Source organism: Weissella koreensis KCTC 3621, assembly GCF_000277645.1.
Window position 1 is genome coordinate 337122 of record NZ_AKGG01000005.1, and the last position, 19566, is coordinate 356687.

The window sequence follows — 19566 nt, forward strand, 5'->3', positions numbered from 1 at the left end:
TACAAGTGCTAAATGTGCTAATCGAGATATAGAGTATCGATGCTTAGACTGTCATCAGTTGGTGCTTTTAAGATTTGGACAGATTAGGCTACCATATTTTGCACACCAAGCACTAGCATCATGTCAAATTTTTAGCGACAATGAAAGTAAAGAGCATGTTTCTGGAAAATATCAATTAGCTACTTATTTTACTGAACGGGGTTATCAGGTAGAATTAGAACAATATTTACCAAAAATCAAACAACGACCAGACATGATGCTCTTGTATCCTGAGAAAAAGCAAAAATTTATGATTGAATATCAATGTTCACCAATTACTATAGAATATATAAAGGCACGTAATCTGGGATATCAACAAATGGGATTGTTAGTCCGATGGATTTTAGGAAAGCCATATCAGAAAAAACAATTACAGGATGGGACTTTGGCTAAATTTGCTCAGCCCATCGGAGCAAATCAAATTGGGATATGTTTTTGGAATACCCAAAAGAAACAGTTATTTAAAATTCCATGGTTAAAATTAGATGGTCAAAGGTCAATAAAAAATTATGTAAAGCTGAAAAAATTAGCAGATTTACAAATCAAGCAATTAGTGAGACAGAGCAAATCATTTAATATTATAAATAATCAACTTTATCAAATGCATCGTTCGCTATGGGGAATTCCATGGGAGTTGCATAATTTTAAACATTTAACTGGTGGGCTAAAATGTTCTAATACCTTGGCATTAGTTCAATTATATTTATTTATTGAAGAACAGCAACGATGTACAAAAGATACACTGTTTGATTTTACTAAAACTTTACCTTGGTATGAATTTTGTAGTATGGATCAAGGAGTTGTCCAAAGGCTTTGGTTGGATCAAGTATTAAGTGAGTGGACTAATTTAAAGTTGGTTTCATGGGAATCAAATTATTGGTTTTTATTACGAGAACCAACTTGGTTTAATCATTTAGATTTAAAAATAATGTCATTGCATCAACATAATGAAACCCTTATTGGAAAGGATAGTGGTAGAATTAAATACATAAATTAAAGAGAGATGGAGAAAATTAATGGTAAAAGAAATTCCAATCCGTTCAGAAGTGCCTACAAGCCAAACTTGGGACTTAACAACGATTTTTAAAGATGATCAAGCTTTTGACGCTGCTGTTGAAGATTTGAATCTACGACTTGAATTATCAGATGCTTTGGCTGAAAAGGTGTCTAATTCTGGTCAAGATTTATATCAAGCTCTACAATATGGTTTAAGCTTGATGCGTGATTTAGAAAAAGTATATGTGTATGCATCAATGAAGTCTGATCAAGATACTGGTAATCAATATTATCAAGGCTTAAATGCAATTGCTGGAAATTTAGCGGCACAAGTATCAAGTGCAATTGCCTTCTTTGATCCAGCAGTATTAAGTCTTTCGGATCAACAATTAGCTGAAATGTTTGAGACTGAGCCTAGATTAAAGGACTATCAACATTATTTTGAAACGATTCTAACGCAAAAAGGGCATGTTCTATCACGGGAAAGCGAAGAACTTTTGGCTGGGGCTTCTGAAGTCTTTAATGCTTCGCAAAATACATTTAGTATTTTAGATAATGCGGATATGGAATTTGGAGCAGTTGAAAATGAAGATGGTGAATTCGAACAATTGACGAATGGTGTTTATAGCCGCTTGTTAGAGTCGTCTAATCCAACAGTCCGTAAAAATGCTTTTCAAACTTTCTATCAATCTTATGCGCAATTAGAGAATACGTTTGGAACACTTATTAGTGGAAATGTTAAACAACAAAATTTTCAAGCGCAAGTTCGAAACTATCAATCAGCTCGTGAAGCGGCCTTGGCACAAAATCATATTCCAGAAGTTGTTTATGATAATTTGGTTGAAACTACACATCAAGCCTTACCTCTGTTACATCGTTATGTAGCACTTCGTAAAAAAATGTTGAAGTTACCTGAATTACATTCATATGATTTGTATACACCTATTTTAGGAACACCTGATTTTGATATCGACTATGAATCAGCTAAGGCGATGGCTTTGGAAGCTCTGAAGCCTATGGGTGATGAATATCTATCAATTATGAATGATGCCTTTGATGAACGTTGGATTGACGTTGTTGAAAATAAAGGGAAACGTAGTGGAGCATATTCGGGAGGATCGTATGATACCAATCCCTTCATGCTATTAAATTGGGTGGATAATTTAAATAATTTGTACACCCTGGTTCATGAAATGGGACATTCGGTTCATAGTTATCAAACTCGAAATAATCAGCCTTATCAATATGGAGATTACCCAATCTTTTTAGCTGAGATCGCTTCAACTACCAATGAGAATCTATTAACTGATTATTTGTTAAAGACAATTACGGATCCACAAATTCGAGCTTATATCTTGAATCAATACCTAGATGGATTCAAGGGAACTATGTTTAGGCAAACTCAATTTGCTGAATTTGAGCAATGGATGCACGAAAAGGATGCAAGCGGGGTACCTTTAACGGCAGAAGTTCTTGATGATGCGTATCTGGATTTGAATCAAGAATATTATGGTCCAGCGTTGACCGTTGATCCAGAAATTGCATATGAGTGGGCTCGTATTCCACACTTCTATTACAATTTCTATGTATTTCAATATTCGACTGGCTTCGCTGCAGCGACGGCCTTAGCAGAGCAAATTTTGCATGGAGGAACTGAAGGAGTGGCTGCTTATATGAGCTATCTACAAGCTGGTTCATCAGATTTTCCATTGGAAGTTATTAAAAAAGCTGGCGTTGATATGGCTAAAACGGATTATTTACAAGCAACCTTTGACGTCTTTGAACAACGTCTAAATGAATTTGAATCTATTATTGATACGCTTTAATAATTATATTTTAGCGAGGTTATTCTAATTATTTTAGATTTAATTAGGTCTTGCTGAAAGATAAGTTTAGGCATATAATTTTCTAGTACGCTAAGATCGTAGAAAAAATAAAGTTAGATGCATTCAGCAAGTTATCGTTAATGTGAGGATAATTGTATCTTTTTATGGGGAGCTACGGGAGCGCTTTAAAATTTAAATGAAGCTGTCAAATGATGATCTTAACATTATCGTTTGGAAGCAGGGTGGAACCGCGTTAAAAACGTCCCTGCATCAATCATGTTTAATTTGATTGGTGCAGGGATTTTTATTTTGAAATCAATCAAAAAACTAGTTGGAGAAAGGAATTAAAATGAGTAATACTTTATCAGTTCAAGATATTATTTTAAAATTGCAAGGCTTTTGGGCCAAGCAAGGGGCGATGTTGATGCAATCATATGACACAGAAAAAGGGGCGGGGACTATGTCACCGTACACTTTTTTGCGCGCTAATGGTCCAGAACCATGGCATGCCGCTTATGTTGAGCCCTCACGTCGTCCAGCAGATGGTCGGTATGGAGATAATCCAAACCGTCTGTATCAACATCACCAGTTTCAAGTAGTTATGAAGCCTTCTCCTGATAATATTCAAGAACTATATTTAGCTTCTCTTGAAGAATTGGGAATTGACCCACTTGAACACGATATTCGTTTCGTGGAAGATAACTGGGAAAACCCTTCAATGGGTGCAGCTGGGATTGGTTGGGAAATCTGGCTTGATGGAATGGAAGTGACGCAATTTACATACTTCCAACAAGTTGGAGGAATCCAAGTTGACGCTGTGACTTCTGAAATCACCTATGGTTTGGAGCGTTTAGCATCATACATTCAAAATGTTCCAACAGTCTATGATTTGGAATGGGGAAATGGGGTTTTGTATGGTGATATCTTCAAAGAACCTGAATTTGAACATTCAACCTACTCATTTGAACAATCTGATCAAAAAATGTTATTACGGCATTTTGATGAATATGAAGCAGAAGCACAACGTTTATTGGATCAAGGGTTAGTTCACCCTGCATACGATTATATTTTAAAGTCTTCACATACCTTTAATCTGTTAGATGCTCGGGGAACTGTTTCAGTTACGGAACGAGCTAAATATTTGAGTCGGATTCGTAAGATGGCGCGCCAAGTTGCACGGGCCTTTATTGATGAGCGTAAAAAGTTAGGATTCCCATTATTAAAGGATGAAGCACTACGAAATAAATATTTACCAGATGAAACGGAGGAAAACTAAAATGGCTGACTTTTTGATGGAAATTGGTTTAGAAGAAGTACCTGCACATTTAGTAACCCCAGCCATTAACCAACTGGTTGAGCGAACCGCAGCTTTTTTTGATGAACATCGCTTAGAACATGGAGAAATTCAACCATATTCTACACCGCGACGGTTAGCTGTTTTGGTACATGATGTTGCAAATCAAGCTTCTGATATTGAAGAAGAAATGAAGGGCCCAATCAAGCGGGCTGCTTTAGATGCAGATGGAAATTTCACCAAGGCGGCACAAGGTTTCGCACGTGGAAAAGGAATGACCACTGATGACATTATTTTTAAAGAATTTAATGGACAAGAGTTTGTTACATTAAGCCGACATGAAGTAGGTAAATCAGCACAAGAAGTATTAAGCCATTTTGATGAAGTTGTGACAAAAATGGCCTTTTCAACAACTATGAAATGGGCACGACATACCTTTGAATATGTTCGTCCAATTCGTTGGATGGTAGCCTTGTTGGACGCCGATTTAATCGAATTTGAAGTTTTAGATGTAAAAACTGATCGAACATCTCGTGGACATCGTTTCTTAGGTCATGATGTTGAAATTAGACATGCAAAAGATTATGTAGATAGTTTGAAAAACGAATCAGTGATTGTTGATGCTCAAATGCGAAAAAATATGATCAAAGATCAAATTAAGAAATTAGGAATTGATAATAACTGGCATGTTGTAGTTGATGCTGGATTACTTGAAGAAGTGAATAATATTGTTGAATTCCCAACGGCCTTTGCAGGACAATTCTCTGATGATTATTTGGAACTACCAGATGAAGTTTTGATTACTTCAATGAAAGAACACCAAAGATTCTTCCACGTTCAAAATCAAGCAGGGCAATTACTACCATTCTTTATTTCAGTTCGAAATGGTAATCAAGAGCACCTTGAAAATGTGATTGCTGGAAATGAAAAAGTTTTGGTAGCCCGTTTAGAAGATGCTAAATTCTTCTATCAAGAAGATCAAAAGCATGACATTAATTTCTATAATGAAAAATTAGAAGTAGTCTCATTCCATGAAAAATTAGGTTCAGTTGCTGCACATACTCGCCGAGTACGGGTACTAGCTGATATTATTTCTGCTCATTTATCATTTAATGAGGAGACGAAGCAACTTTTGAGCCGTGCTAGTTCAATTTATAAATTTGATTTGATGACAGGAATGGTTGGCGAATTTGATGAATTGCAAGGTGTCATGGGTGAAATTTATGCTCAACACTTTGGAGAAGAATCAGCTGTAGCCCAAGCCATTCGTGAACACTACATGCCTATTTCCGCGGATGGAGTATTACCAACTTCTGAACTAGGTAAGGTTTTGGCAGTGGCAGACAAGTTAGAATCATTAATGGCCTTTTTTGCTGGTGATATGATCCCATCTGGTTCAAATGATCCATATGCATTGCGTCGAGCTGCTTCTGGATTAGTGGATATCTTGGCAGATAATCAATGGCATCTTGATTTGAATCAAATTTTGGATGAATTTATTGTAGCCATGCAAAAGCAAGGCGATCAATCTGGATTGCCAGCGCCAATTCTAGATCAATTACCAGCTCAAATTAATAATGTAATCCACTTCTTAACGGATCGAGTAGTTAAAGAATTACAAGATCAACAAATTCGACGTGATATTATCGATGCAGTTACTAAAAATGATAGCTCCGATATGGTATCAATGTTGGCTAATGCTAAAATGTTACAGGTTGAAAGCCAAACTCCAGCTTTCCGAAGTGGGATGGAAGCGTTAAGTCGGGTGGCTCGTCTGGTAGTTAAGAACCCAACATCAGCACAAGTCGATCCTGCTTTATTTGAAAATGAGGCTGAGATGGATTTGAATCGCGGAATGAAGCGATTCCAAGAGGATCAAACACAGGATCGTTTGCAACAATTGCTGAATTTGGAGCCATTGATTTCAGCTTATTTTGATCAAACGATGGTTATGGTAGATGATGAAGCTGTTAAAAATAACCGTTTGGCAACTTTGGCACAGGTTCAAACTGAAACTACTAAAATTGCGAATGTTTTGGAATTACAATTAAAATAATTTACTGTTATTTTAATCATCGATAATTATTATCGAAAAGGTTAGGCCGATTTTTTTTGGTCTAGCCTTTTATTGTGAACTGGTAAAAGTAAAACCAGGATTGGTATTAACGTTATTGACACTTAATCAAAAGCGAGTTAACATAATCTATGTCGCATGCGACCTATATTATGTTATGAGGTAATTATCGATATGATGTTGAACGATATTGGCGGGAAAATTAAGGCAGCATCATTACTGACTGACCGTGAATTTACGCGAAGAGTTGAAAATAAAAAATTATCGGCGACTCAGCTACGATTTTTAAAATTTATAGTATTGAATCGTGATAATAATTTGACAACGAAACAGATTGAACGAGCTAGTTTACAAGGGCATGCCACAGTAAGTGGTGTTTTAAGAAGATTGATTAGAGATGGTTATACCATTGAATCGGTTAATATACATGATCGCCGAGAAAAATTTATCGAACCAACGGAAAAAGGGATACAACTAGTTGTTGCAAATGATAAATATCTTGAAATTATTGATACTATGATGTTAAAAGATGTTTCAGAAGATGAGTTAGACCTTTTGAATAGGATATTAGATAAAATTGTTACGAATTTAAGCAGTCAGATATAGTAAAAGATGTGTTCATATATATTGAATTTTTATTTTATTGATATATATAATATAGGTAAATGTCAGATGTTAAAAAATGAAATAAAGAAAGAAGATTAAGTTCATGAAATATGTTGCTATTGTAGGAAGTATTAGTAAAGATTCTATAAATATGCGTTTAGCTCAATTTGTAGCTAAACGGTATAGTAATGAAAATAATGAAATTGAAGTATTACATCTTGATAAACTACCAATGTACAATCGTGATGATGAACAAAATATGGTTCCAGAAGTTATAGCATTTAAAAATGCTATTAAAGCCGCCGATGGTGTGATTTGGGTAACACCAGAATATAATCAATCAATTCCAGGAGTATTGAAGAATGCTATTGACTGGATATCGCGTGTTGATAACGTGATTAATAATAAGCCATCAATGATGATGGGAACCACTCCAGGATTCTTAGGAACAGTTCATGCGCAATTACATTTGCGGGATATTTTATCTGCACTAGGCTCTCCTGTTTTGATTGGCAATGATGTGTTAATTGGCGGAGGACATAAAAAATTAACGTTAGATAATAATTTAAATGACGAGAGCACAGTTAATTGGTTAGATATAGTTATGAATAATTTTGAAAATTTTGTTAATAATAAGAAATAATGGCTATAAGATGCATTTTTAATAATTAAAAAAAGGCGGGCTTTTAAGCTCGTTTTTTTAATTTCTTATAAAAAAGTATTAACCAACAAGGTTAAAAAATGATAGGCTTGTTTAAGTGGAATTTTAAATTGCAATTATATTATTAAGATATTGCAGAAAATAAAGAGTGATCTAAGAGGAGGTTATTTTAGTTGTGAATAAAATAAAAACAATGCCAGTATGGCAACGCAATATGTATATTTTGTGGATAGGAGTCTTTTTAACCGGAATTGGATTAAGTATGGTAACACCATTTCTTTCCCTGTACATAAACACATTAGGGCATTATTCTAAAAGTATGTTGAGCTTATATTCAAGCCTAGCATTTTCAGGAAGTTACTTAACGATGGCAATTGCCTCACCATTTTGGGGCCGTTTAGCTGATACCAAGGGTCGTAAGAAAATGATTGTTCGTGCAGGTTTGGCGATGGGTGTAGCTTTCTTCTTAATGGGCTTAGTAACAAATGTTTGGCAATTAATCTTACTGCGTGCTATTCAAGGAGCATTAGGTGGCTTTACTTCTAATGCTAATGCTTTGATTGCTTCAGAAACACCAATTGAGCGATCAGGATATAGTATGGGAATTATGATGACTGGTTCTACAGCTGGAACATTGCTTGGACCGTTAATTGGAGGTGTTTTAGCAGACACAGTTGGTTATCGTTTTTCATTTACTTTGACTGGTGGTTTGATCTTAGCGGCAACGGTATTGGTTATATTTTGGGTTAAAGAAGAATTTTCCCCTAAAGCTAAAGAAGAACAGCAAACGTTATCACGAAAAGAAGTATTTGCGATGTTACCATATCCAAGAGTTATGTGGGGCTTCTTTATTACAACCATGATGATTATGGCTGTAAATCAATCAATTAATCCAATTCTGGCCCTCTTTGTGCAAGAATTGACGCACAATGCCAATAATACGGCATTTTTGGCTGGATTAGTGGCTGCAACACCTGGTGTGGCGTCTCTTATTTTTGCTCCTCAGTTAGGTCGATTGGGGGATAAATATGGAACCTCAAAAGTGATGTTAAGTGGTTTTATTTTAGGAGTGATTGTATTCTTACCCATGGGTTGGGTAAGTGCTGTGTGGCAACTAGCAGCACTACGTTTTTTCGTTGGAATTACTGATTCAACAATGATGCCATCAATTCAAACTTTGATTACTAAGACGACACCACATGAGGTGGTGAGCCGGATGTTTGCTTATAATCAAAGTTTTCAATCATTAGGATCCGTTGCGGGTCCAATTATTGGGGCTGTAGCCACTGGATTATTTGATTACCAAGGAGTCTTTATTATTTCTGCTTTGATTATTGGAATTAATGGGCTATGGTTCCATCATAATACCAAAGTTTTGCGACAAGATGGGATTGCTTAAATTGATTGTGTGATTCTGCATAATGAATTAAAATGCCAGCGAAGATAGACTGGTTGAGAACGATGAAGATAAATAGTAAATTGTTTCATTTGATAGTATAATAATAAAGTTATATGTAAATTAAACTTATTGAGAATGGCTGGTTACAATTATGTCAAAATATTTTAAAATATCATGGGTTCATCCAGTTTTAGTGTTTTTAGCACTAATCTTAGATGGCGTTATTGCTTTAAATTGGGCCCCAGTTTTATATAAATTACCAATGTCGGCTAGTCCGTTATTGGTTTTACTAGTCTTGTTGATGCCTATCCTAGTTAAAGTTGATAATAATTTAAATGAACATATTAATTTATATGTTTTAGCTGGGATTGTCGGATTAGTTTACGATTTTTATTATACGGGGTATGTTGGAGTATCATTGATTGGTTTCCCGTTAATGGTTGGTTTAGCTGTGTGGGCTCAAAAATATTTTGAATATTCATATTTCTGGGAAATGTTAATTTTCTTTGTGGTTATTAGTATCTATTTGATTTTTGATTATCTAGCATTTGGAATTATTAATGTGGCGAAAGCTAACTTACAAGAGTTTATTATTTTTCATATGTTCCCATCAATTTTGATCAATTTAATATTCTTTATTGTGTTTTTTCCAGCATTAAGTATCTTATATCGTTGGCTAGAGTCACCTAATTTAGTTGACTACCAAGTTGAAAATAAGCAAATAAATAATCGCCTGATTTTTAAGCGTTCTGATCGAATGTAACCAAAAATTATTTGACATTTAGTATTAAAACGCTTATTCTTACAACATAAATTAAATTCACATAGAAGAGTAGGTCGTTTAATTTGCTCAGAGAGTTGCGCTGAAGTTGAGAAGCAATCAAATTGATGATTCGAACCACACCTATGTTTGTTTGAAAATTGTAATGATTTTTCGGCTGATCGCGTTATAGATTCCCGCCATTATGTTAATAGTGGTGGCAGAGTGTACGTTAGTAATAGCGTACAAAAATTGAGGTGGAACCACGAATTCGATCGTCCTCAAGATATGTTAATCATATCTTGAGGGCTTTTTTTATTAATAAAGGATGGGGAGAATTATGGATTATTTATGGTCAATCTTACCTAGTATGTTAAATGGTTTGAAAATGACTTTTGGGGTGTTTGGATTAACCTTAGTTGGTGCCATTCCATTAGGTGTTTTAGTTGCAATGGCTCTACGTTCTGAAATTGGACTATTGAAATTGTTGATGAACTTCTATATTTGGATAATGCGGGGAACACCATTGCTATTACAAATTGTCTTTGTTTACTATGGACTTAGCTTGGCACAGATTGTAACTTTCCCTCGTTTTGAAGCGGCTGTTGTCACCTTTATATTGAATTATGCGGCTTATTTTGCTGAAATTTTTCGAGGTGGATTACAAAGTGTACCTCAAGGACAATATGAAGGGGCTCAGGTTTTAGGATTTTCCAAATGGCAAACTATGAAAAAAATCATCTTACCACAAGTAGTTAAAATCGTGATGCCATCAGTTGGAAATGAAGTGGTTAATTTGGTTAAAGATTCATCATTGGTTTATGTTATTGGATTAGGAGACTTAATGCGAGCTGGAAACATTGCTGCAGCACGGGATGTTACTCTAGTGCCATATTTATTAGTTGGAGCTCTATATTTGATCCTAACTGTTGCTGCAACATTGATTATGCGAAAAATTGAAAATTCATTAGATTTTGATCGTTTGGATCGTTAGAAAGGATTGAATATGTTAGAAATTAAAGATTTACAAAAAAAATACACTGACCATCTTATCTTTAAAAATTTAGCTTTGACGATCCCAACTGGAAAAATCATGGCGATAGTAGGACCATCTGGAATTGGGAAGACGACATTTTTAAAAATTATTGCCGGACTATTACCAGCTGATCAAGGTACGATGGAATTGAATGGAGAAAGACTGGATTTAACTGGTAATCGTAAAGGTGCTCAAGTTGGAGTTATTTTCCAAGACTTTAACCTTTTCCCCCAGTATACAGTCCAGGAAAATATTACTTTGGCCCCAATTAACGTTTTAAAAGATTCAAAATCGGCGGCAAATAAAAAAGCTGAAGAGCTTTTAAAGGAATTAGGATTGTTTGATCAAGCTAGCCAGTATCCTAATCAATTATCTGGTGGTCAGAAACAACGAGTTGCGATTGCGCGTGCTCTAGCTATGCAACCGGGTATGTTGGCTTATGATGAACCAACCTCAGGGTTAGATGCAGCTTCAACGCAGCAAGTTGTTCATGTGATGCAACAAATGAAATCCCAAGGGGTTACACAGTTGGTTGTTACTCATGACTTACCATTTGCTGAAGCTGTGGCAGATTTAACGTTTGATTTTGGAAAAGAGGTTCAACGTTGAGACATAAAAAACAAATTTGGGGTAATTTAATTGTTTTTGTAATATTAATAGGAATTATTGGTGGGTTAACTTGGAAAGTTAATCACCCCAAAGACCAATGGGGTAAAACACAACAGAAAAAGGTGATCGTTATTGGAGTCGATGATACGTTCGTTCCAATGGGTTTTCGAAATTCCAAAGGCGAGTTAGTTGGTTACGATGTTGATCTTGCACGAAAAACTTTTCAAGCGATGGGATTAAAAGTTAAATTTCAAGTAATTGATTGGTCAATGAAAGAAACAGAACTTAAATCTAAGCATATTGATGCAATTTGGAATGGTTATACTGAGACACCCGAGCGAGCAAAACATGTTGCCTTTTCAGAATCATATCACCAAGATGAGCAAGTTATTTTAACTTTAAAAGATCATAACTTTAAGCAAGCTAAAGATTTAAAAAATCACGATTTAGGGATTCAAACGGGTTCTTCTGGAGCAGCAAGTTATGATGGACAACCACATATTTTGAAAAGCATCATTCGTGATACCGTTCAGTATGATGATTTTTCAAAGGCGCTGAACGATTTACAAGTAGATCGAATTCAAGGGGTCTTAATTGATAGTGATTATGCGCGTTATTATATAGCTCATTCGGCTCAAGGTAATCAATTTCAGATGCTTCAAACGAGATTTCCAAAGGAACAATTTGTAGTTGGTTTCCGGAAATCAGATGTTAAATTAAGATTAGCCGTAAATAAACAGTTGGCAAAATTTGAAAAAGATAGTACTATAAGTGAGTTGACGGAAAAATATTTTAATTAATACGGCAACATCAATCAAATAATATTTACCAAAAAATGAGGTCGTTCACGCGCCTTCATTTTTTATTTTTATAAATTATTTTTAGGGGAGGTAGAATTGGATGCAAACAACAAAAGGTATGTCTTTAAAATGGCTGTTAATAGCGAGTTTTATTAATAATTTTGCTTTAGGGTTTATTTGGCCATTAACTTCTATTTATTTACATAATCAATTAGGTCAAACATTGATTACTGTTGGATGGGTTATGTTAATGAACGCTGTAGGTCAAATGGTCGGTAGCGTTATTTCGGGGCGGCTTTTTGACCGGATGCAACCATTTAACCTCATTCGAATTGGGATTGGAGTCATGGCACTTTCACAAGTTGCTTTTATTCTTTGGCATGGTTGGCCAGCTTACCCAATTATTTTAGCTGTTACGGGAATTTTTAGTGGTTGGAATACAGCAACAATTAACTCATATGGGACTCAGGTTAGAGGTCATGATGGCCGATATGTTTTTAATATGTTATATTTTATTGCTAATTTTGGTATGGTTTTTGCTACTGCCATGGTTGGTACAATTTATAACTATGGTATTGTTTGGCTTTTTATTATTTCATTTATCATGTACAGTGCTCTTTTTATTATTATTCAAAAATTCTTTAACTTTAAGCTAGAACAAGCGCAAGTAGATGGTAATCAAAATATGGAAAAAATTAAATTGCCAACCTGGAATTTACGTATTATTTGGACGGTGATTTTAGGACTGAGCGTTCTTTGGATTTCTTATGCTCAGTGGCAAGGGAATTTGTCTGTCTATATGTCTGATGTTTTACATTTACCATTGTGGCAATATTCAATGCTTTGGACGATTAATGGACTTTTGGTAGCGGTTGTGCAACTAACCATTAATTTTTTGAATCTTTCCACTAATCGTAAAATGATGTGGATCCAAATTTATGGAGGTATTGCTTGCTTTGGCTTGGCATTCTTGATTTTGCCATTTGTTGATGATTTTAAAGGATTTGCTTTGGCAATGGTTATCACAACTTTGGGCGAAGCAACTGCGTTCCCAATGATCCCTGCCTTGGTAAATGAGTTAACACCATTGAACTTTAAAGGACAATTCCAAGGATTAGTGGCGGCAGCACCATCAGCAGGAAAAGCGATTGGCCCATTGATGGGAGGATTCTTTATTGAGCGTCTCGGATATCATTCAATGTTTTATTTAGCTGCAGGGCTAGTTGCAATAACATTGGTATTTGTTATCTTAATTATTATGATTGGGTTTAAGAAAACGACACTTTATTAAAACATATAAAACGTTAATGATCTATTTATGTAAATAAAAAACGTATTCAATATTTGAATACGTTTTTTATTTAGTCATTTTTACTATCTGTACCGCTTGGTTCAGGAGTAGGAGTCGGTGTTTGACTAGTACTTGAAGACGTAGCTGAACTACTTGTGCTTGGCGTTGTATTTGAAGTTGAAGTAGTAGTAGAATTAGTACTATTTTGACTCTGTTGTTGTGTTGATGATGATTCTTTAGTCGTTGAGAAAATCGTAGAAGATCGTGCAATGGAAGAAGAAGAAGATCCACTAACAGCAGTAGTTGAACCAAATACACGATGAGCAAACGGATCCTTAAAGTCGGCATCCTTGACCTCATATTCAGTTTGACCGTACTTGGTAACTTTCGTAACTGATGACGGAACTCGCCAGTTAGAACCGTCACCATCATTTTTATCCATAACATATTGCATCAAAGTGTCATAAATTTCACTTGGCAATTGCGAAGTTGAACTTAATGGAGTATCAACTTGCATGGGTTGATCATATCCAGTCCAAACTGAAATAGCAGCAGATTTAGTGAAACCAGTAAACCAAAGATCTTGAGCACTATTACTAGGGAATTTTGAGTCAGAAGGGTAAGCAACGGTTCCAGATTTAGCAGCTTGCTTATAATCGGAATGAATGTACTTGTCATAACCTAAGTTCCAAGGAGCTTTAGCAGTGAATACAGATTGTAGCATATTATTGATCATAAATGCAGTTGATTCTTTCATCGCTCTGGTTCCCTTGCTACTCATATCAGTAACTTTACCTTCTCTTGTTGTAATAGACTTAACATAAGAAGGCTTATAATAAGTACCACCATTAGCAAAGGCAGAGAATGCTGCTGCTTCTTGTTCAGTTGAGATGTTAAATCCAATTGCAGAACCACCAGTTAACTTTTGATTGATGCCTAATTTTTTAAGGAAGTCACCAGCCCGCGTATAGCCAACGTACTCATCTTTTTTACCATTTGGTAGTGTACTTTGTCCCTCTAATGTATGCAAAGCCGGTACATTCAATGAACGTGAAAGAGCGTTACGCATTGTCACATATTGTTGTCCACTTTGTTTAGAGTAAGGTAAGTTGTTTGTCATACCAGCGTCACCAACATTGAGGTCAGTTCCAGCATATTTAAATGATGAAGAATCGTCTACGGCTCGATAAGTTGGCCAGTTAAATTCTTCAATTGCAGGAGCGTAATCAATTAAAGGCTTAACCGTTGAACCACCAGATCGTTGAGTAGAAGTAGCTAGATTGAGGCCTTGCAAACTGTCCTGATTACGACCACCAATTTGTGCAATGACGTCCCCTGATTGTGGATCCGTAATGGTTACAGCCGTTTGAATTTCGTCATCAGGGAAGTTAATCCCATATGAATTACCATTTGATGAATTAATTATATCGTAAGCTTTGTTTTGAACATCACCATCCAAATTGGTTTTAATGGTTAAACCATCACGATTAACATCGTATTTTGCTTTTTTGACTTGAGCTAAAACAGAAGTTACATAAGAGTCTGATATTTTTTCTTTCTCTGCTTCTTCATCATTTTCAGGGTGAGAAGAAACTAATCCATCATCAATTGGGGTGTTTTTATAAGTCTGAGCTTCATTTTTGGAAATTGTGCCATACTCAGCCATCGCATTTAAGACTTGATCTCGACGATATTTAGCACCTTTTGGATTAGTATATGGATCATAGCCCGAAGGAGACTGAGGTAATCCAGCGATCAAAGCAGTCTGTGGGATGGTCAAATCTTCCATGTCTTTATCATAGTAGAATTTAGCGGCGGTCTTCATTCCATAGACCCCATTACCCATGTAAACTTTGTTCATATAAAGAGTCAAAATTTGAGCTTTTGAATATTGTTTTTCGACTTTAATTGACATCCAAGCTTCTTGAACTTTACGCTTTAGGGTTTGATCACTTGTGGCTGATGAAAAGGCTGTTTGTTTGATCAATTGTTGAGTTAAGGTAGATCCACCTTGTAGACCAAGTGATGAACCAGTTAGATTAGCGAAAGCAGCGCCAACGATTCGACGAATATCAATACCACCATGCTTATAAAATCGTCGATCTTCAATAGCTACGACCGCATTTTTCATGGTATCAGTATATTCACTTTGACGGGCAATTTCACGTCGTTCGTTACCACTTGTCCAAACGGTATTTCCATCTTTATCTAAAATAGTAGATTGAGATGAACCGGCTAAACCGGCATTAGTGACTTTTGGAGCAGTGATGGACCAGTAAGAAACCAAAGCAATCACAATAATGGCAATGATTCCGATCACACTTGCAACAATGAATAAGATTCGCTTTTTAAGCGGATGGTTGGCACGCTTCTTTTTAGGATGTGTGCGATTAGCTCTAGAAAGATTTTGATCAGGCATTTGATCGTTCTCCTTGAATAATATAAATTTAATGTATTGCAATTAATTGATCAACTGCATTGAGATAAGGTAGGGAAGGTCTTAAACCAGTTGGGATTAAGATTCCTTGTTCGACAATTTCGGTATATGGAACTGACTTACGGTTTTCTTGCCGATTTTTCCAATAAGTGATTAAGAGACTACTATCAATCAGGTAGGTTTCATTACGTTTTGTAAAACGAATAATAAAAAAGCTTAGGCCACCAAGCCGTTTAATATCATCTAAATGATCAATTTGATGTTGATGGACATTACTAAGTGGAAATGAGGTTTGGTTGGCTGTTTCCTTGGCATCAAAATCCAGATAGCGTCCTTGATAAATTCCATTATAATCAGTCGTTGAAGCTTGACGAAAGTAAGCTTCTGTTATTTTGGCGGCTGATCTTTTTGGATACTCAACATTTACAATTTGAATAGGGGTTGGCTTTTTATGAATGTTAGCCAAACCATTTTGTAGATAAAATTGATTGGCTTGATTTAATTCGCTTTCTAAAGACATTCCACGATGACCTTGATTAGGACGTTTTATGTCATTTTTTGTTGATCGCGATGGTTCAAATGGTTGTCCATTTGGGTATTTAATGGTCATCGCAACACCTCCATATGAAAGATAATTGTTATTATTATACCAAAATTACCCAGACTAGTCCTATATTGAGGGGATTTAATTTATTAATTGAGGTATATTTTTATCAGCAATTTATAATTTTTGTTTCTAGATGATAGAAATAAACTAGATTATAGGATGATCTAGTTTAGATAAAATAATCTCATAAAATGTGATATGAACCGATTGAATCTTGATTTTCTGCTATAATTAATAGGAAGAATTATCAGCAATTGAGGGATGGATTGATTATTTTTTAATTTTAATCTAAGAAAATTGTGGTTAAAATATTATTGTTTATATAATATTTAGGATTATTACGTTGAAAGAGGAATTTTACGTATGACAAGACTGTGGATCACTGGTTTTAGAAGTTTTGAATTAGGCATTTTTGGAAATCAAGATCCTAAAGTCACTGTTATTAAATTTGCTCTTGAAAAGTTGCTGAAGAGAGCATTAGATGAAGGATTAGAGTGGGTTATAACGGGTGGACAATTAGGTATAGATCAATATGCATTAGAAACCGCAAATGCGTTGAGATTGGATAACCCGCTGTTAAAAACAGCCCTAATGACTCCATTTATTGATTTTGGAGGACAGTGGAATGAAAACAATCAGGCTCAACTTCAGCAATTAAAAACAGCAGTGGATTTTACACAAAGCGTCAGTCCAGAACCTTATAAAAATCCTCAGCAATTCAAAAATTATCAAAATTTTATGCTAAAGCATACAGATGGAGTAATTCTATTCTATGATCCACAAGCAGATGAAAGTAAGGTTCGTTTCCTGTATGCCGCTATGCAACAATATCAGCAAAATCGTTCATATCCGATTACTTTAGTTGATTTTGACCGTTTACAAGAATATTCCGATGAATATGCTGAAAGTATTCGAGAATGGTAAAAATTATTTTTTCAGATGAAATAAGTTAGATAAACTGGTAAACTTGAAACAAGATTAAATAAAGGAGCTCCACTATGGAACAAGTACGGCACACCGTTGAAGAAATTTTTAATAAAGATTTTAAGAAAACTGCAATTCAAGGTTACAATACTAATGATGTTGATAGTTATCTTGATGAATTAATGGCGGATTATCAAATATTTGAAAGTAATATTAGTGAATTAGAAGAAACCATTGAGAAACAAAAGTTGGAAATTGCTGAGTTAACACGTCGAGCTAATTCAGTTACAGCAACAACCAGTACTAGTAATCCGGCAACTCCTTCAGCAAATGCAAATATGGATATCTTAAAGCGGCTCTCTAATTTAGAACGGCGTGTCTTTGGAACAGCTAATGAAAAAACAGAATAATAAAACACTATAAATTGCGAAGCATTTGGTGTATAATTTAGGATGTTGTGTTAGTGGGTAATTGCGTATCATTTTTATGGTATGAGGAAAGTCCATGCTCGCACTGGCTGTGATGCCAGTAGTGTTCGCGCTAGCTGAAAAAATAAGGCTAGGCAGCCATGTAAATGGTTGACGGCCAACGAATGACCTAAAGGAAACCACGGTTTAATAGTTGTGAAAGTGCCACAGTGACGAACCTTTTTAGAAATGGAAAGGCTGGAACGCGGTAAACCCCACGAGCGGGCAACCCAAACTTTGGTAGGGGCGCTTGATCTAACAAATTGAAGTGATGATCGGGGAGATATTTTTAATATCTGAGATAGATGATTGCCACCAAACAAAGCCTGCCAAGCTCTGTTTGGAACAAAACATGGCTTACAGCTAACACATCCGGCAGCCGACACTTTAGGGTGTCGGCTTTTATTTTTGTATTTTTTATAAAAATAAAAGTAATAAACAAGTTTGCTCACTAAATTGATATAATTTAAATTGAAGTGAGGTTACTTGTTGAAACATATAAAATATAGTTTTTAATGATTTAAAGAAAATGAACTAGCATTAAGTTGATACTCAGTTATTGAAGGAGACAGCTTAATATTTACGAATGAGGAGTATAGGATGACCGAACCAACTTTTAAATTAATGGCTGTCATGGGCGCTGGGATGGAAGCAATTGTTGCTAAAGAACTAAAAAATTTAGGTTATCAAGTTAGAACTGAAAATGGTCGAGTGTTCTTTGAAGGAACTTTGACTGATATTTATCGAGCTAACCTGTGGTTAAGAGTAGCGGATCGAATTAAAATTGTTTTGACTGAATTTGAAGCCAAAACTTTTGAGGATTTATTTCAAGGAGTTAAAGCTTATCCTTTTGAAGAAATTTTGCCTTATGACGCGGAATTCCCCGTCAATGGTCGGTCAAAAGGGTCAATCTTACATTCCGTTCCAACAGTCCAAAGTATTACAAAAAAGGCAATTGTTGAACGTTTATCTGAAACGTATAATACACGAGGCCATTTACCTGAAACCGGTGCTCGGTATCTAATTGAGGCAGCAATTGATAAAAATCATGTCATGATTACTTTAGATACTACTGGAGACTCCCTCTTTAAACGAGGTTATCGAACTGAAAAGGGAGGAGCGCCATTGAAAGAAACTATGGCAGCAGCTCTTGTAGATTTGGCTCATTGGTTTACTGATAATCCGTTTGTCGATCCCGTTACTGGATCTGGGACCATTCCAATTGAAGCTGCTTTAATTGGTCGAAATATCGCACCAGGACTTAATCGCGAATTTGATATTTCTGATTGGGAAATGTTTGATCCATCAATTGGGAAAGAATTGAAAGAAACCGCCCGAGGTATGATTGATTTTAATGTTGAATTAAACATCAAAGGTTATGATATCGATGAAAATATGATTGATATTGCTAAAGATAATGCGAATAAAGCTGGCGTTGGGGAAGATATTGAATTTAAGCAATTAGCAGCTAAAGATTGGGTCCCTGAAGATAAAAATGGAATTATTGTCGCTAATCCTCCCTATGGAGAACGATTAGGTGATGAAGAAACCGTCCGTCGTTTATATGGCGAAATGGGTGATATTTATAAAAATATGCCAACTTGGTCAAAATATATTTTGACTAGTGATGAAGAATTTGAAAAGGCATATGGAGAAAAAGCAACGAAGAAACGTAAACTCTATAATGGAGCGTTAAAGGTTGATTTGTATCAATATTGGGGAAAAAAGGAGCGTTAATTA

Annotated in this window: 17 protein-coding genes and 1 other RNA gene; 16 read left to right on the forward strand and 2 right to left on the reverse strand. The window is 35.5% G+C overall.

Annotated elements, in window-relative coordinates; translation table 11 throughout:
* Positions 1-28 precede the first annotated feature (28 nt).
* From JC2156_RS02435 to JC2156_RS02490, 12 genes are all read left to right on the forward strand, one after another.
* On the forward strand, positions 29-1036 hold the full coding sequence (locus JC2156_RS02435) for a competence protein CoiA (RefSeq protein WP_081482754.1): 1008 nt from the start codon (positions 29-31) through the stop codon (positions 1034-1036).
* A gap of 19 nt (positions 1037-1055) precedes the next feature.
* On the forward strand, positions 1056-2861 hold the full coding sequence (gene pepF, locus JC2156_RS02440; protein ID WP_006845241.1) for an oligoendopeptidase F: 1806 nt from the start codon (positions 1056-1058) through the stop codon (positions 2859-2861).
* Positions 2862-3210: 349 nt separating this feature from the next.
* Positions 3211-4137 carry a glycine--tRNA ligase subunit alpha gene (gene glyQ / locus JC2156_RS02445; RefSeq protein WP_006845243.1) on the forward strand — a complete coding sequence of 309 codons (927 nt, stop codon included), beginning with the start codon at positions 3211-3213 and terminating at the stop codon, positions 4135-4137.
* Position 4138: 1 nt separating this feature from the next.
* Positions 4139-6211: a glycine--tRNA ligase subunit beta gene (glyS, locus tag JC2156_RS02450; protein WP_006845244.1), complete on the forward strand. Its 2073-nt coding sequence runs from the start codon at positions 4139-4141 to the stop codon at positions 6209-6211.
* A gap of 192 nt (positions 6212-6403) precedes the next feature.
* Positions 6404-6835: a MarR family winged helix-turn-helix transcriptional regulator gene (locus JC2156_RS02455; protein ID WP_006845245.1), complete on the forward strand. Its 432-nt coding sequence runs from the start codon at positions 6404-6406 to the stop codon at positions 6833-6835.
* Positions 6836-6938: 103 nt separating this feature from the next.
* Entirely contained in the window at positions 6939-7478 is a 540-nt protein-coding gene (locus JC2156_RS02460) for an NADPH-dependent FMN reductase (protein WP_006845246.1), read from the forward strand.
* Between the two features lie 193 nt (positions 7479-7671).
* Positions 7672-8895, forward strand: a complete 1224-nt coding sequence (locus tag JC2156_RS02465; protein ID WP_006845247.1) for a multidrug efflux MFS transporter — start codon at positions 7672-7674, stop codon at positions 8893-8895.
* A 151-nt stretch (positions 8896-9046) separates the two neighbouring features.
* Positions 9047-9658, forward strand: a complete 612-nt coding sequence (gene mreD, locus JC2156_RS02470) for a rod shape-determining protein MreD (RefSeq protein WP_006845248.1) — start codon at positions 9047-9049, stop codon at positions 9656-9658.
* Positions 9659-9995: 337 nt separating this feature from the next.
* A complete protein-coding gene (locus JC2156_RS02475; RefSeq protein WP_006845249.1) occupies positions 9996-10649 on the forward strand; it encodes an amino acid ABC transporter permease in 654 nt (217 codons plus the stop codon).
* A 12-nt stretch (positions 10650-10661) separates the two neighbouring features.
* A complete protein-coding gene (locus JC2156_RS02480; protein WP_006845250.1) occupies positions 10662-11300 on the forward strand; it encodes an amino acid ABC transporter ATP-binding protein in 639 nt (212 codons plus the stop codon).
* Entirely contained in the window at positions 11297-12100 is an 804-nt protein-coding gene (locus JC2156_RS02485; protein WP_006845251.1) for an amino acid ABC transporter substrate-binding protein, read from the forward strand. The genes JC2156_RS02480 and JC2156_RS02485 overlap by 4 nt, the downstream gene beginning before the upstream one ends.
* A gap of 100 nt (positions 12101-12200) precedes the next feature.
* Positions 12201-13391, forward strand: a complete 1191-nt coding sequence (locus JC2156_RS02490) for an MDR family MFS transporter (RefSeq protein ID WP_006845252.1) — start codon at positions 12201-12203, stop codon at positions 13389-13391.
* 70 nt (positions 13392-13461) lie between these two features.
* On the opposite strand, the gene JC2156_RS02495 is transcribed toward JC2156_RS02490, so the two are convergent.
* Together JC2156_RS02495 and recU are read right to left on the reverse strand one after the other, a co-directional pair.
* Positions 13462-15810 carry a transglycosylase domain-containing protein gene (locus JC2156_RS02495; protein ID WP_006845253.1) on the reverse strand — a complete coding sequence of 783 codons (2349 nt, stop codon included), beginning with the start codon at positions 15808-15810 and terminating at the stop codon, positions 13462-13464.
* A gap of 28 nt (positions 15811-15838) precedes the next feature.
* The gene (gene recU, locus JC2156_RS02500) at positions 15839-16438 is read right to left on the reverse strand and encodes a Holliday junction resolvase RecU (protein WP_006845254.1); all 600 of its coding nucleotides are present in this window, start codon (positions 16436-16438) and stop codon (positions 15839-15841) included.
* Between the two features lie 360 nt (positions 16439-16798).
* Between recU and JC2156_RS02505 the strand changes: the two genes are divergently transcribed.
* The 4 genes from JC2156_RS02505 (at position 16799) to JC2156_RS02515 (ending at position 19563) form a co-directional block, all read left to right on the forward strand.
* Positions 16799-17359, forward strand: coding sequence for an SLOG family protein (locus tag JC2156_RS02505; RefSeq protein WP_006845255.1), 561 nt, complete (start codon positions 16799-16801; stop codon positions 17357-17359).
* 74 nt (positions 17360-17433) lie between these two features.
* The gene (gpsB, locus tag JC2156_RS02510; RefSeq protein WP_006845256.1) at positions 17434-17769 is read left to right on the forward strand and encodes a cell division regulator GpsB; all 336 of its coding nucleotides are present in this window, start codon (positions 17434-17436) and stop codon (positions 17767-17769) included.
* A gap of 49 nt (positions 17770-17818) precedes the next feature.
* An RNA gene (gene rnpB / locus JC2156_RS08685) (RNase P RNA component class B) lies at positions 17819-18191 on the forward strand.
* Positions 18192-18426: 235 nt separating this feature from the next.
* A complete protein-coding gene (locus JC2156_RS02515) occupies positions 18427-19563 on the forward strand; it encodes a THUMP domain-containing class I SAM-dependent RNA methyltransferase (protein WP_006845257.1) in 1137 nt (378 codons plus the stop codon).
* Positions 19564-19566 lie beyond the last annotated feature (3 nt).